The sequence below is a fragment of the Hallella faecis genome, assembly GCF_018789675.1.
In the GTDB taxonomy this organism is placed as follows: Bacteria; Bacteroidota; Bacteroidia; order Bacteroidales; family Bacteroidaceae; genus Prevotella; species Prevotella faecis.
Genome location: NZ_JAHKBE010000002.1, coordinates 111,778 through 124,151 on the forward strand (window position 1 = coordinate 111,778; position 12,374 = coordinate 124,151).

The window sequence follows — 12,374 nt, forward strand, 5'->3', positions numbered from 1 at the left end:
ACGCTTTTAACGGAAGAACCTCTTTTTGTGGTTTGCTTTTCCTGTGGGTGGGGTAGAGGGTTTGCCGTGCACCTGCTTTGGGGGAGCGTTTAGTGCTTGCCTTTCAGCGTTTGCTCGAAGAGGACCTTTGCGGTTTTGCCTGATCGGAACACATAGTGGAACCTGAAACCTGCATCTTTATACGCCTTGCTTTGCGTGTTCTTGTCAAGGTCGTCTTGCAGCGCCTGCTTCAGACTGGCTTTGTGCTGATTGATGATTTCTGCGTTGTCGGCTTCGTCGCGAAGCGTGTAAAAATAGTGGAACGTCTTGTCGGTTCGTGTAAACGTAATGCTGTCTGTGCGCTGGTTGTCGGTGAAGGGAGTGGGGCAGTAGCGCTCTGTGTAGTCCCTGGCGTCGCGCTCGGCGCGATCCTCCAATGAGTCGTGATGACAAGCGGTGAACAGCGTCACGCTAATGGCTGCCGTGAGAATGGGTATGATGGCCTTTTTCATAATTGGTATTTGCATTTTTATTAGTTTATACGCAGCTTGTGAATGGAAAGACTTAGTGTGTAGTCCTTGCTGCTTGGCGGTTTGTTGAGCGCCATGAGCGCTTGTTCTCAAATGGTCGAGCACCGCCTATCTTTTGCAAAGGTAACAAAACGTTTAGATAAAGCGATATGGAAGGACGGAAAAAGTTGGGATGTTTGAGGAACTTGTTGGTTGTTGCCAATATGTAGCGCATTGAGCAATAGTTAAAAACAAAGAAAATAGCCATTTTTTGTTAACGAATGTCGTTTCAATGTCCTTTTTGCCCTATCTTTGCAAATCCTTGGTCCAAAAGGCTGTTTGAGGATATCGAAGCCCCCATGGCCCTATTGCGTCCATAAAAGAATCAACCATTAGCCTATCCGATGAAAAAGATTATAATACCCCTCTTGGCATTTGTTGTTCTCGTAGCCGTGGTAACGGTTGGCGCGAGTTTCTATATGCTCAATTTCTCCCTCTCGCCTGACCCTAACCGCACCGACCTCGACAGCGCCTATACCTGTTTGTACCAGCGCATGCCCGACATGAAGCCCTGGGTCGACAGCATGCAGTCGCATGGCCTTCTTCGCGACACCTTCCTTAACATGCCATCGGGTGAGCGCCATCATGCCCTATATTTCCGTTCCGACTCCGCCCATGGCCGCACCGCCGTGTTAGTACATGGCTATAAGGATTGCGCCGTGAAGTTTCTCTACCTCGGGCGCATGTACCATCGTGACTTGGGGTATAACGTAGTGATGCCCGACCTTCATGCCCACGGTCTCAGCGAGGGCGACGCCATTGGCATGGGTTGGAACGACCGCCTCGATGTGAAACGCTGGACAGAGATGGCTGCCCAAACTTTCGTCGACTCCACCCATGCGCCCAACATCGTGGTTCACGGCGTTTCGATGGGAGCCGCCACCACCATGTGTCTGTCGGGCGAAGAACTACCCGCATACGTCACCCATTTTGTGGAAGACTGCGGCTACACCAGCGCGTGGGACGAGTTTGCTGTTCAACTCAAAGAGCAGTTCTCGCTTCCCGCTTTCCCCCTGATGTATAGTACCAGTTTGCTGTGCCGGGTGGTCAATGGCTGGAGCTTTGGCGAGGCCTCACCCATGAAGCAGGTGAGTCGTTGCCGTCGCCCCATGTTGTTCATCCATGGCGATGCCGACACGTTTGTGCCCTTCTACATGATGAAGCAACTCTACGATGCCAAGACCCATGGCTACAAGGAACAATGGGTTACACGAGGCGCCCAGCATGCCTGTTCTTATTCCGATTATCCTAAGGAGTACACCGAGCGCGTGCGTCAGTTTCTTGCGAAAGAGTAACCCTATGCGCTCAACGTCGTGCGGTGGTCCATTAGCCACAATGCCCTGTCGTTTTGACCCCAATAACCATAAGACATAACACAAATGTAACCTCGCGCAAAGAAAATAAGCCATCACGTTTCGGCGTGCAACCTTATTTGTGCAGTTGGTTACAAAAATAGTCGAATCGAACGGCTTATGTGAATTCTTTTTATTAACTTTGCACGAAAGAGAATTGATTTCATGGAGAACATCAGAAACTTCTGCATTATTGCCCATATAGACCACGGAAAGTCGACCTTGGCTGACCGTATGTTGGAATATACCAAGACCATCAAGATCACTGAGAACCAGATGCTCGACAACATGGACTTGGAACGCGAGCGTGGTATCACCATCAAGAGCCACGCCATCCAAATGGAATACGAGTATGACCGTAAGAAGTACATGCTCAACTTGATTGATACCCCGGGTCATGTGGACTTCAGTTATGAGGTGTCGCGCTCCATCGCCGCTTGCGAGGGAGCCCTGCTCGTTGTTGACGCCACACAGGGCGTCCAGGCACAAACCATATCCAATCTTTACATGGCTATCGAGCAAGACCTCGAGATCATCCCCGTCATCAATAAGATCGACATGCCCAACGCCATGCCCGATGAGGTGGAGGACGAGATTGTAGACCTCATCGGCTGCGATCCCGAAGACATCATCCGTGCCAGTGCTAAGACCGGCGAGGGCGTTCCCGAGATATTGGAGGCCGTGGTGAAGCGCATCCCTGCGCCGAAATGCGACCCCGCCAAGCCGTTGCAGGCCCTTATCTTCGACTCCATCTTCAATAGCTTCCGCGGAATCATCGTGCTGTGTAAGGTCGAGAATGGTTCCATCAAGCGTGGCGACAAGGTGAAGTTTGTGCAGACCGACATGGAATACACCGCCGATGAGGTGGGTGTGCTGAAACTCGACCTTGAGCCGCGCAATGAGCTCGGCTGTGGCGAGGTGGGCTATGTTATCTCGGGTATCAAGGTGGCCACCGAGGTGAAGGTGGGCGATACCATCACCCATGTCGACGCACCTTGCGAAAAGGCCATCTCCGGCTTCGAGGAGGTCAAGCCCATGGTGTTTGCCGGTGTTTATCCCATCGACCCCAACGACTACGAGAACCTGAGAGCCTCGCTTGAGAAGCTCCAGCTCAACGACGCCTCGCTCACGTTCCAACCCGAGAGCTCACAGGCATTGGGCTTTGGTTTCCGTTGTGGCTTCCTTGGATTGCTCCACATGGAGATTGTGCAGGAACGCCTCGACCGCGAGTTTAATATGGATGTCATCACCACCGTGCCCAACGTGTCGTATATGGTTTACGACAAGCAGGGAGGCTGCAAGGAAGTGCACAACCCCAGTGGTCTTCCCGAGTCTACGCTCATCGACCATATTGAGGAGCCCTATATTCGTGCCACCATCATCACCGGCACCAATTTCATCGGTCCCATCATGCGCCTGTGCTTGGACAAACGCGGCGAGCTGCTCAGTCAGCAGTATGTGTCGGGCAACCGTGTGGAGCTCCATTTCATGATACCGCTGGGCGAGATCGTCATCGATTTCTACGACAAGCTGAAGAGCATCTCCAAGGGCTACGCCTCGTTCGACTATCATATCGACAGCTATCGCCCGTCGAAACTGGCCAAGCTCGACATTCTGCTCAACAGCGAGCCCGTCGACGCCCTCTCCACGCTGACCCACGAGAGCAACGCCGTGACGATGGGTCGCCGCATGTGTGAGAAACTGAAGGAGCTCATCCCGCGCCAACAATTCGACATCGCCATCCAGGCAGCCATTGGCGCTAAGATCATTGCCCGTGAGACGGTGAAGCAGGTGCGCAAAGACGTGTTGGCCAAGTGTTATGGTGGTGACGTTAGCCGTAAGCGTAAGTTGCTTGAGAAACAGAAGAAGGGTAAGAAGCGCATGAAGCAAATTGGTAACGTGCAAGTGCCGCAGAAAGCCTTCTTGGCTGTGCTAAAACTTGATTAAACCTAAAATGATTCTATAATCTGGATAGAAAAATGAAAGAACTACAAAACTCAACGAGAGATATAGCCCGTGAGTTGGCGCGCAAATACAGCACCATGACTCATGAGGAGCTCGATATTTTGGAGAGCATACTCGTACCGCGCAAATGCGCAAAGGGTGAGTTGATTCTGAAGGAAGGCGAGGTTTGTAAGGAATTTCTCTATATCGACAAAGGACTGATCCGTCAGTTCTACATCAAGAAAGACAAGGAGGTAACTGAGCACATGGGTACCGAAGGCAATATCATCATGTGTATTGAAAGCCTCTTCAAGGAGGAGCCCACCAAGTTGCAAGTGGAGGCGCTTGAGCCTTCCTTGCTCTACGCCATTCCTAAGCATCGCTTGGAGCAGGTGGCCTTGCACAATGTGAACATCCAAATCCTCTATCGTAAGATATTGGAGGAAAGCTTGATATTCAGTCAGATACACGCCGACCTGGTGCGTTTTGAGACCGCTCAGAATCGTTATCTGCGCTTGTGCAAATTGTTGCCGCAGGTGGTCCTGCGCGCTCCGCTGAACTATATTGCCAGTTACCTTCAGATGACTCCCGAGACCCTGAGTCGCGTGAGAGCCGCAACGTTGTAGCCTTCCTAACAGAAGAACATTACAAATCCGTACCACATAGAACTTACTATCCTGCAAGGGTAGTAAGTTCTTTTTGCTTTACCTTGAAACAGACAGCCGAATTTATTCAACAATCTATATATAAAACTACACGTTTTTTCTGAACGAACGTGCTTGTGGCTGCAAATAAGCGATTCTCGCTGAGTTTATGCAACAGGTTGATAATCAGAGTTTTGCAGTTTTGTCATACATTCGACGATCCGTCAAAACAACATGAGCCTTGCGAAAAGGCATGTTTCGAGTTTCGATACATGCCCGATCGTCATGCGTAACCTGCCTAACGGTGCCTCGATACATCACCTTTCGCAACTCGATACATGGCCTTTCGCATCTTAACACCTGACCTTTTGTAACGCCACGACGCTTGTTTGTCTCACTCGAAGCAGAAAGTCGGGCTTTTCGCGTTCTATTTCACAAGGCATCGACGATCATCTTTTTAACCAAATATTCAGACAAAATGACACATTAGCCCCAATCGTTAATTAAGACGAAAGTGGTGGATTGTTAGGATCTAATGACCGATTGGGGTTAAATTATAACCCCTGATAGGGGTTGATTAGTGGTGACCATAAAAAAACTTACCATCCCTACAGATGGTAAGCTGATGTGGTTGCGTCCGTTTGCACTATAATGTTGCGAATGGACCTGTTTTCTTTCATGCTGTCGGCCCCAGCCGTTGGGGCTTTGTGGCGATTAGTCCCAGCTCTTGCTGCGAATCTCTGCCAAGGCTTTCACCCAGTCGGTGTCGAGCGAGAAGGGCGTCAGGAAGTTGGTGTTGTCCACGTAGGCGCGGCATAGCTCGTAGTCGGTGTCGCCAAACAAGACGTTGTTCAGACTGGCGGCCTTGAAGCGTGCCACGGCAATCTCCTTCTTGCTGGTACTGTTCTTGGCCTCTGAGAGGCGCTTGAAGTACAGGTTCACAAACTCCGTCATGGCGTAAGTCTGTATGCCCAGTTGCTTCTCGGTGAACGTGTTGTCGTCCTTCGACTTGTATAACATATACTCGATGACATCCCACTTGAATGAAGCCGTCTTGCGTTCCGTCATGGGTTTGTTTTTGTCATACTTAATCGTCTTGAACTCCTCTTGCATTCTCATCACCTCATTGTAGATTTGCTGGGCTTGCGTTCCCAGTGTAAAGGTGCATAACATGGCAAATGTTAGAAGTGCTTTTTTCATTCTTGTTGTTGTTTATTCGTTTCTGATAAGCTTCAGGTGGTGATCTATGCACGCCGGATATTCATCCTTGTAGTGGCTCACCATCATCAGCGTTTTGTTGTTTCTCTTGCAGAAGGTCTCTATCACATCCTTGGCCAGTTGGCGGTTTTGGTTGTCGAGCCCGTGCAGTGGCTCGTCGAGGATGAGCAGCTCTGGGTCCTTGACAAATGCCCTCGCTAATAATATGAGACGTTGCTGACCACTGGAAAGTTTCAGGAAAGTGTGGTTTTCTAATCCTTTTAGACCAAAAATGTCCATCCAGAACCTGCAAACGTCGTATTCCTCTGGGTTCGGCTTAGCGTAGAGTCCGATGGAGTCCTTCAGTCCGCTGGCCACGATCTGTATGGCGGGCAGGTCGCGCTGGTAGGCTCGGTGCATCTCAGGCGACACATATCCAATGTGGCGCTTGATGTCCCAGATGCTCTCGCCCGTTCCGCGCGCCATGCCGAAGAGCGCTATGTCGCAGGCGTAGCTCTGTGGGTTGTCGGCACACACCAGGCTCAGCAATGTCGACTTTCCCGCTCCGTTCTGTCCGCTAAGCACCCAGTGCTCACCATTCATGACCGTCCATGAGAGGTCTTTGAGGATGGTGCGCTGCCCGTAGCGTATGCACACCTTGTTCATCTTCACCACCTCGTGGCTGTGAAACTCGTGCTCCTTGTAGGGCAGGCGCAGTATGGCCTCGGCCTTCTCGTTGTCCAACACGTGTGCAGGGGTGGGCTCGCGATGCGCCAAGTAGTTGGCCAGGCTCACCTTCGGAAGCACCACCATGTTGTTGACCTCCACCACATGGGTGATGAACGTTGGTATGTCGTCGCTCTTCGAGAGCACCAGGATGAGTTGGATGCCCATCTCGGGGAGCGTCGACAGTAGCGTTTGCAACTGTTCGCGCGTCTCCGCGTCGAGACCGATGAACGGGTTGTCCATGATGAGCACCCGTGGGCTCGCCAGCAACACCTCGGTCAGTTTGAGCTTGCGCAGCTCACCGCTCGAAAGCGATATGATGTATTTTCCGAGCGACGCCCTCATGCGAAACAGGTCGTACAATCGGCGTTGCAGAGCCCGGCGTTCCGCCGTGTCGTCGCCAGTGAGGGCGAAAGCCTTCTCCAACCGATCGGCTACGGTAGGGGTCGACGCATCGATCTCCTGTTGGTTCCATCGCTGTTGCAGGTAATAGCTGCGGTCGTTGTCGCCACCATAGGCGTCGCGGAAGGTCACATACTTGATGTTGTCGGCCACCAGCGGCTTGGCGCTTGGCGCAAAGTTGTACTCCGGGTCGCGTCCCAAGAGTGGGTGCCGACCGATGAGAATGTCCACCAACATCGATTTTCCGCCCCCGTTGGGGCCTACGATGGCCATGTTCTCGCCTTCGTCGAGCGTAAAGTTCACAGGCTGAGCCATGCGCCACGCTGGCATTCGTGTTATCCCGTCCGCTATGTTTATGATGTGTTTCATGTTATCCTTGGTTTGCGATGCGCTCCTTGTGGCTACGCACATAGTCTTTCCAACTGTTGTAATGGCGCTCACCCGTGTCGGGTTTCGAGAGTTGCAGGAAGTGGCAGTAAGCCGCGCCCAGCGCGTCGGTGGCGTCCATAAACTTGGGGAGGTCGTCTTTCGAGAACCGCAAGATGCGTTGCAGCATGGCCGCCACTTGCTCCTTCGACGCCTGTCCCTGGCCCGTGATGGCCATTTTTATCTTCATGGGCGCATACTCGTGGATGGGAACGTCGTGGCGTATGGCGGCGGCGATGGCCACCCCTTGCGCCCGTCCCAGTTTCAGCATCGACTGCACGTTCTTTCCGAAGAAAGGCGCCTCAATGGCCATCTCGTCGGGCAGATACTCGTCGATGATGCCCGTCACGCGCTCGAAGATCTTTCCGAGGCGCAGATAGGGGTCGCTCATCTTGTGCAGGTCGATGACACCCATGGTCATCATCTCAGCCTTGCTGCCCCTTACCCGCAGCAAGCCGTAGCCCATGATGTTGGTTCCGGGGTCGATGCCGAGAATGATGCGCTCCGTTTTCTCCATTGCCTATGGGGTTGACGGTTAACGGTCGAGATATGGGTTCGACGCCAACTCACGGCCCACGGTGGTCTCCTCGCCGTGTCCGGGCAAGATGCGCGTGTCGTCGTCGAGTTGGCAAACCATTCGCAGGCTCTGGATAAGCAGGAACATGGATCCGCCAGGCAGGTCGGCGCGCCCCACGCTGTTGCGGAACAACGTGTCGCCCGAGAACGCCACCTTCTCGTCCTTGCACCAGAAGAACACGCTGCCCTGTGAGTGGCCAGGGGTCTCGATCACTTGGAGCGTGTGGGTGCCGAAGGTAATGGTGTCGTTCTCCTCCAGGTAACGGCCCACGGGCGGTTGCTCGTCCTTGGCGAGCTCCTGGCGCATAAACTGCTCGGCCTGCTCAGAGAGGGTGCTGATGAGCGGCTCGTCGTCCTTGTGAAGCTCCACCTTCAGGCCCCAGGTGTCGAACACAAACTTGTTGCCAATGTTGTGGTCCACGTGTCCGTGGGTGGCCAACAGGTGTACGGGGCGCAGGTGGTTGCTCTCTATATAGTTTTTGATGGCTTGGCGCTCAGCCTCAAACTGTGCGCCACAGTCGATGATGACAGCCTCTTGTGTCTCATCGCTCACCACGTAACAGTTCTCTTGTATGACGTTGCATACGAAGCGTTTTATTTGTAGCATAACGTTCTTGTTATTCGTTGGTTATCTCCTTTAATCAAAGCGGAAGGTACAGCACATACTTTTCCTTGAACCACTCGTCGTCGAATAGGTCGGTGATGGGTGTTTGCTGCAAGAGCTTGGCGAAGGGGCGCGTCTCCTCGGCGATGTTTCCGCCTTTGAGAACAAACAGGCCGTTGGGGTAGGCGTTGTGCTGGGTTTTGCTGATGTTCTTGCGAATGATCTTCACCAGGTCGGGCAGCGGCATGACAGCGCGCGACACCACGAAGTCGAACTTGTCTTTCTCCTCCTCGCCACGGCGATGCACAGGCTCCACGTTTTTCAGGCCGATGGCGTCGGCCACCTCCTGCGCCACACGCACCTTCTTGCCCGTTCCGTCGATGAGTCGGAAGTGGCAGTCGGGAAACATGATGGCCAACGGAATGCCCGGGAAGCCGCCTCCCGTTCCGAAATCGAGGATGCGCGTGCCCGGTTTGAAATGGCATGCCTTGGCGATGGCCAATGAGTGGAGCACGTGGTGCACGTAGAGGTTGTCGATGTCCTTGCGCGAGATGACGTTGATCTTGCTGTTCCAGTCGCGATACAAGCCGTCGAGCGCGGCAAACTGGCGCTGCTGCTCGTCGGTGAGATGGGGAAAATAGGATAGGATATGTTGCATGCTTATTGCTTATTTCTTACGGAGCAACTTAGACAGTTGCTTGTTGCTGAAAGTGACACGTATCTCGCCCATGACGTGAGCGGCAATCTCGTCGGGGTTGTAGATGAAGGTGATGCCCTTCTCGTTGATGATGTAGTTGTCGGGGATGTAAGGGCCGGTCCAGGCAAAGACGGTTAGGCTGTCTTGCAGTTGCTTGAGGTTTCTCACCTTAAACTGGCGAGCCAACTTGGCCACGATCATGGAGGTCAGTGGACGCTCATAGCCTGGGCGCAACACGTCGGTCAGATGGACGATGGCTCCTGTGCGCGCATTGAAGTTGCGGGCCCACGTTGCAGCCTGCCCATGTGCGCCACCGCCATAAAAATAGGTGTCGGCCAGGTAGTTGACAATGCTGTCGGCGCCTTGCTCCACGTGGGTGAACACGGTGTAGGAGCGGTTGTAGCTCGGTGCGCTCTCTTGGTCGTCGCGGTAAAGGTCCTTGTAGTCGGCCAAGTACATCTTGAAGAACCCCTCAGCAAACTGATGTGCGCCCTTCGTCATATAAACGGAGGGAGCTTCCGTTTGGGTTTGTGGCGGTGTCACGCCCTCGGCAAAGTCGGGCAGCAGAAGGCCCGACCGCAGCAAACTGTCGTTGAGCAGATTGGCGGCCTTGGCAGCCGCGTCGCTGTTGGATTGCGGCTTGGCGTAGATGAGGTGAAGCGCCAAATGGCCGTTGGGTTGCTCGCTATTGGGATTCAGGCGGACGGTGGAGTCGATGACCAGAGAGTCGAACGACAGCACGGCGCTACCGGAACCCGCGCCCCCTTTGTATTGGCAACTTGCCAACACCATGAGCAACAGCGTCAGGGAGAAAATGATTTTCTTCATGGTCGTAACCTTCTTGTTTGTCTGATTTATGCAAAGTTACGACAATTATTCGTATCTTTGCGGCAAAAATAATTAAATAATGAAAAAGGCAGCATTATTTGACCTCGACGGCGTGGTATTCGATACAGAGCCGCTTTACTCCCAGTTTTGGGGTTCCGTGTTTAAGCGGTATTATCCCGATCAGCCCGGATTGGAGCAGAAAATCAAGGGCTCCACATTGGTGCAAATCTACGATCGCTACTTTGCGGGTCGCCAATCAGACCAAGACAACATCACCAAGGACCTCAATGAGTTTGAGCATAACATGCCGTTTCGGTATATCCCCGGCTTCGAGTCCTTCATCGTGGCGTTGCGTGAGCGGGGTGTGAAGACCGCCGTTGTTACCAGCAGCAATGCAGAGAAGATGGGCAACGTGTATCGCGCCCATCCCGAATTGTCGAGCTATTTCGACGCCGTGCTCACCAGCGAAGAATTTACCCGTAGCAAACCCGATCCTGAGGGCTACCTGAAAGGTGCCGAGAGATTGGGCTTCGATCCCAGCGAGTGTGTGGGATTTGAGGACAGCGTAAACGGCTTGAAGTCGCTCAACGCCGCCAAGGTGTTCACCGTGGGCCTCGACACCACCAACCCCTGTGAGGTGGTGGCGGAGTATGCCGACATCGTGGTTAGCGATTTCGCAACACCAGAGGCCATTATCGCACTCTTCGAAGCGTAGGAATGGTGCAGAAACGCCAATGGTTGGAAAGAAAAAAAATAAGCTTATTAACACCCCGTTTCGGTTTAACGGCCGATCGGGGGTATAACATTCAATCATGCAACCCGTTTCGACCTCATAGCCGATGGGGGTTAATTATTCAGAATAACGATGGAAACTCACAACATCAACAAAGTGGAGCTGCGCAACCTTCAGATGGAGGACTACGATCAGCTTGCCCGTTCGTTCAAGCGCATCTACGGAGATGAGGATGTGTTTTGGACCAAGGCTCAAATCAAGAAACTCATAACCATCTTCCCTGAGGGACAGGTTGTTATTATTGTCGACGATAGAATTGTGGGCTGCGCCCTCTCGATCATCGTCGATTACAACCTGGTGAAGTCGGACCATACCTATGCGCAGGTAACGGGCAACGAGACATTCAACACCCACAACCCCAAGGGCAACATTCTCTATGGCATTGAGGTGTTTATCCATCCCGACTATCGTGGTCTGCGATTGGCGCGCCGTATGTACGAATACCGCAAGGAACTCTGCGAGAAACTCAACCTCAAGGCCATCATGTTTGGAGGACGCATTCCCAATTACCACAAGTATGCCGACAAGATGCGGCCGAAGGAATACATCGAACGTGTGCGCTCGCGTGAGATCTACGACCCGGTGCTCACATTCCAGCTGTCAAACGATTTCCATGTGCGTCGTGTCATGCGCAACTATCTGCCCAACGACGAGGAGTCGAAGCATTGCGCTACGCTGCTCCAATGGGACAATATCTATTACCAACCGCCAACAGACTCGTATGTCGACAAGCGTCCTACGGTGCGTATCGGACTGGTTCAGTGGCAGATGCGCCCCTATCACTCGCTTGATGATTTGTTTGAGCAAGTGGAGTTTTTTGTCGATGCGGTGAGCGATTACAAGAGCGATTTCATTCTCTTCCCCGAATATTTCAACGCCCCATTGATGGCGAAGTTCAACGATATGGGCGAGGCCCAGTCGATTCGCGCCATGGCCCAGTACACCGAGAGCATCCGCGACCGTTTCCGTGAGTTGGCTATCAGTTACAACATCAACATCATCACGGGATCCATGCCTTATCTGAAGGAGGACAATGGCCTCTATAACGTGGGATTCCTCTGCCGTCGCGATGGAACGGTCGAAATGTACGAGAAGATCCACGTTACGCCCGACGAGCAGAAATGTTGGGGATTGTCGGGTGGCTCGAACATCCAAACGTTCGATACCGACTGTGGTAAGATTGGCGTTGTGATATGCTATGATGTGGAGTTCCCGGAGCTATCGCGCCTCATGGCCGACGATGGCATGAAGATTTTGTTTGTGCCTTTCATGACCGACACGCAGAACGCCTACTCGCGTGTGCGAATCTGCGCTCAGGCTCGCGCTATTGAGAACGAGTGTTTTGTGGCCATCGCCGGTAGCGTGGGCAACCTGCCGCGTGTGCACAACATGGATATCCAGTATGCGCAGTCGGCTGTGTTTACGCCGTGCGACTTTGCATTTCCCACCAACGGAAAGCGCTCGGAAGCCACGCCTAACACCGAGATGATTCTCGTGAGCGATGTGGACCTCACGCTTCTCAATGAGATCCATACGTATGGATCGGTTCGCAACCTGCGCGATCGACGTAGCGACCTATATAAGTTGGAAATGAAGAAGAAGTAATAAAGGTAAAAAGCCACCTGCTTGTCCGGTTT

The 12,374-nt window shown here is 52.8% G+C and carries 12 protein-coding genes; 5 read left to right on the forward strand and 7 right to left on the reverse strand.

Features of this window, described 5'->3' with window-relative positions; translation table 11 throughout:
* Positions 1 to 89: 89 nt before the first annotated feature.
* Positions 90 to 491 (reverse strand): hypothetical protein, encoded by a 402-nt coding sequence (locus KM934_RS01065; protein ID WP_215758752.1) that lies wholly within the window; start codon positions 489 to 491, stop codon positions 90 to 92.
* A 401-nt stretch (positions 492 to 892) separates the two neighbouring features.
* On the opposite strand from KM934_RS01065, the gene KM934_RS01070 reads away from it, so the two are divergent.
* From KM934_RS01070 to KM934_RS01080, 3 genes are all read left to right on the forward strand, one after another.
* Complete coding sequence (locus KM934_RS01070; protein ID WP_215758753.1) at positions 893 to 1,843, forward strand: alpha/beta hydrolase; 951 nt, start codon at positions 893 to 895, stop codon at positions 1,841 to 1,843.
* 222 nt (positions 1,844 to 2,065) lie between these two features.
* A complete protein-coding gene (gene lepA / locus KM934_RS01075) occupies positions 2,066 to 3,847 on the forward strand; it encodes a translation elongation factor 4 (protein WP_215758754.1) in 1,782 nt (593 codons plus the stop codon).
* A 32-nt stretch (positions 3,848 to 3,879) separates the two neighbouring features.
* Positions 3,880 to 4,470 carry a Crp/Fnr family transcriptional regulator gene (locus KM934_RS01080; protein ID WP_215758755.1) on the forward strand — a complete coding sequence of 197 codons (591 nt, stop codon included), beginning with the start codon at positions 3,880 to 3,882 and terminating at the stop codon, positions 4,468 to 4,470.
* 732 nt (positions 4,471 to 5,202) lie between these two features.
* Here KM934_RS01080 and KM934_RS01085 read toward each other — a convergent pair.
* The 6 genes from KM934_RS01085 to KM934_RS01110 are packed head-to-tail and all read right to left on the reverse strand — an operon-like array spanning position 5,203 to position 9,944.
* Positions 5,203 to 5,688 (reverse strand): hypothetical protein, encoded by a 486-nt coding sequence (locus tag KM934_RS01085; protein ID WP_215758756.1) that lies wholly within the window; start codon positions 5,686 to 5,688, stop codon positions 5,203 to 5,205.
* 12 nt (positions 5,689 to 5,700) lie between these two features.
* Positions 5,701 to 7,182, reverse strand: a complete 1,482-nt coding sequence (locus tag KM934_RS01090; RefSeq protein WP_215758757.1) for an ATP-binding cassette domain-containing protein — start codon at positions 7,180 to 7,182, stop codon at positions 5,701 to 5,703.
* Position 7,183: 1 nt separating this feature from the next.
* A complete protein-coding gene (gene ruvC, locus KM934_RS01095; protein ID WP_215758758.1) occupies positions 7,184 to 7,756 on the reverse strand; it encodes a crossover junction endodeoxyribonuclease RuvC in 573 nt (190 codons plus the stop codon).
* A gap of 18 nt (positions 7,757 to 7,774) precedes the next feature.
* Positions 7,775 to 8,422 carry an MBL fold metallo-hydrolase gene (locus KM934_RS01100; protein ID WP_215758759.1) on the reverse strand — a complete coding sequence of 216 codons (648 nt, stop codon included), beginning with the start codon at positions 8,420 to 8,422 and terminating at the stop codon, positions 7,775 to 7,777.
* A 34-nt stretch (positions 8,423 to 8,456) separates the two neighbouring features.
* On the reverse strand, positions 8,457 to 9,077 hold the full coding sequence (rsmG, locus tag KM934_RS01105) for a 16S rRNA (guanine(527)-N(7))-methyltransferase RsmG (RefSeq protein WP_215758760.1): 621 nt from the start codon (positions 9,075 to 9,077) through the stop codon (positions 8,457 to 8,459).
* A 9-nt stretch (positions 9,078 to 9,086) separates the two neighbouring features.
* Entirely contained in the window at positions 9,087 to 9,944 is an 858-nt protein-coding gene (locus tag KM934_RS01110; protein ID WP_215758761.1) for an RsiV family protein, read from the reverse strand.
* A gap of 79 nt (positions 9,945 to 10,023) precedes the next feature.
* Here KM934_RS01110 and KM934_RS01115 point away from each other — a divergent pair, with 79 nt between their 5' ends.
* On the forward strand, positions 10,024 to 10,659 hold the full coding sequence (locus tag KM934_RS01115) for an HAD family hydrolase (protein ID WP_215758762.1): 636 nt from the start codon (positions 10,024 to 10,026) through the stop codon (positions 10,657 to 10,659).
* A gap of 150 nt (positions 10,660 to 10,809) precedes the next feature.
* Positions 10,810 to 12,342, forward strand: a complete 1,533-nt coding sequence (locus KM934_RS01120; protein ID WP_215758763.1) for a carbon-nitrogen hydrolase family protein — start codon at positions 10,810 to 10,812, stop codon at positions 12,340 to 12,342.
* Positions 12,343 to 12,374: the final 32 nt, after the last annotated feature.

What these genes read in the sequence shown, in the direction of transcription:
- lepA (WP_215758754.1), top strand. Translation starts at nt 2,066, where the DNA reads ATGGAGAACATCAGAAACTTCTGCATTATTGCCCATATAGACCACGGA.
- KM934_RS01065 (WP_215758752.1), bottom strand. Translation starts at nt 491, where the DNA reads ATGAAAAAGGCCATCATACCCATTCTCACGGCAGCCATTAGCGTGACG.
- KM934_RS01090 (WP_215758757.1), bottom strand. Translation starts at nt 7,182, where the DNA reads ATGAAACACATCATAAACATAGCGGACGGGATAACACGAATGCCAGCG.
- KM934_RS01080 (WP_215758755.1), top strand. Translation starts at nt 3,880, where the DNA reads ATGAAAGAACTACAAAACTCAACGAGAGATATAGCCCGTGAGTTGGCG.
- rsmG (WP_215758760.1), bottom strand. Translation starts at nt 9,077, where the DNA reads ATGCAACATATCCTATCCTATTTTCCCCATCTCACCGACGAGCAGCAG.
- KM934_RS01120 (WP_215758763.1), top strand. Translation starts at nt 10,810, where the DNA reads ATGGAAACTCACAACATCAACAAAGTGGAGCTGCGCAACCTTCAGATG.
- KM934_RS01100 (WP_215758759.1), bottom strand. Translation starts at nt 8,422, where the DNA reads ATGCTACAAATAAAACGCTTCGTATGCAACGTCATACAAGAGAACTGT.
- KM934_RS01085 (WP_215758756.1), bottom strand. Translation starts at nt 5,688, where the DNA reads ATGAAAAAAGCACTTCTAACATTTGCCATGTTATGCACCTTTACACTG.
- KM934_RS01070 (WP_215758753.1), top strand. Translation starts at nt 893, where the DNA reads ATGAAAAAGATTATAATACCCCTCTTGGCATTTGTTGTTCTCGTAGCC.
- KM934_RS01110 (WP_215758761.1), bottom strand. Translation starts at nt 9,944, where the DNA reads ATGAAGAAAATCATTTTCTCCCTGACGCTGTTGCTCATGGTGTTGGCA.
- KM934_RS01115 (WP_215758762.1), top strand. Translation starts at nt 10,024, where the DNA reads ATGAAAAAGGCAGCATTATTTGACCTCGACGGCGTGGTATTCGATACA.
- ruvC (WP_215758758.1), bottom strand. Translation starts at nt 7,756, where the DNA reads ATGGAGAAAACGGAGCGCATCATTCTCGGCATCGACCCCGGAACCAAC.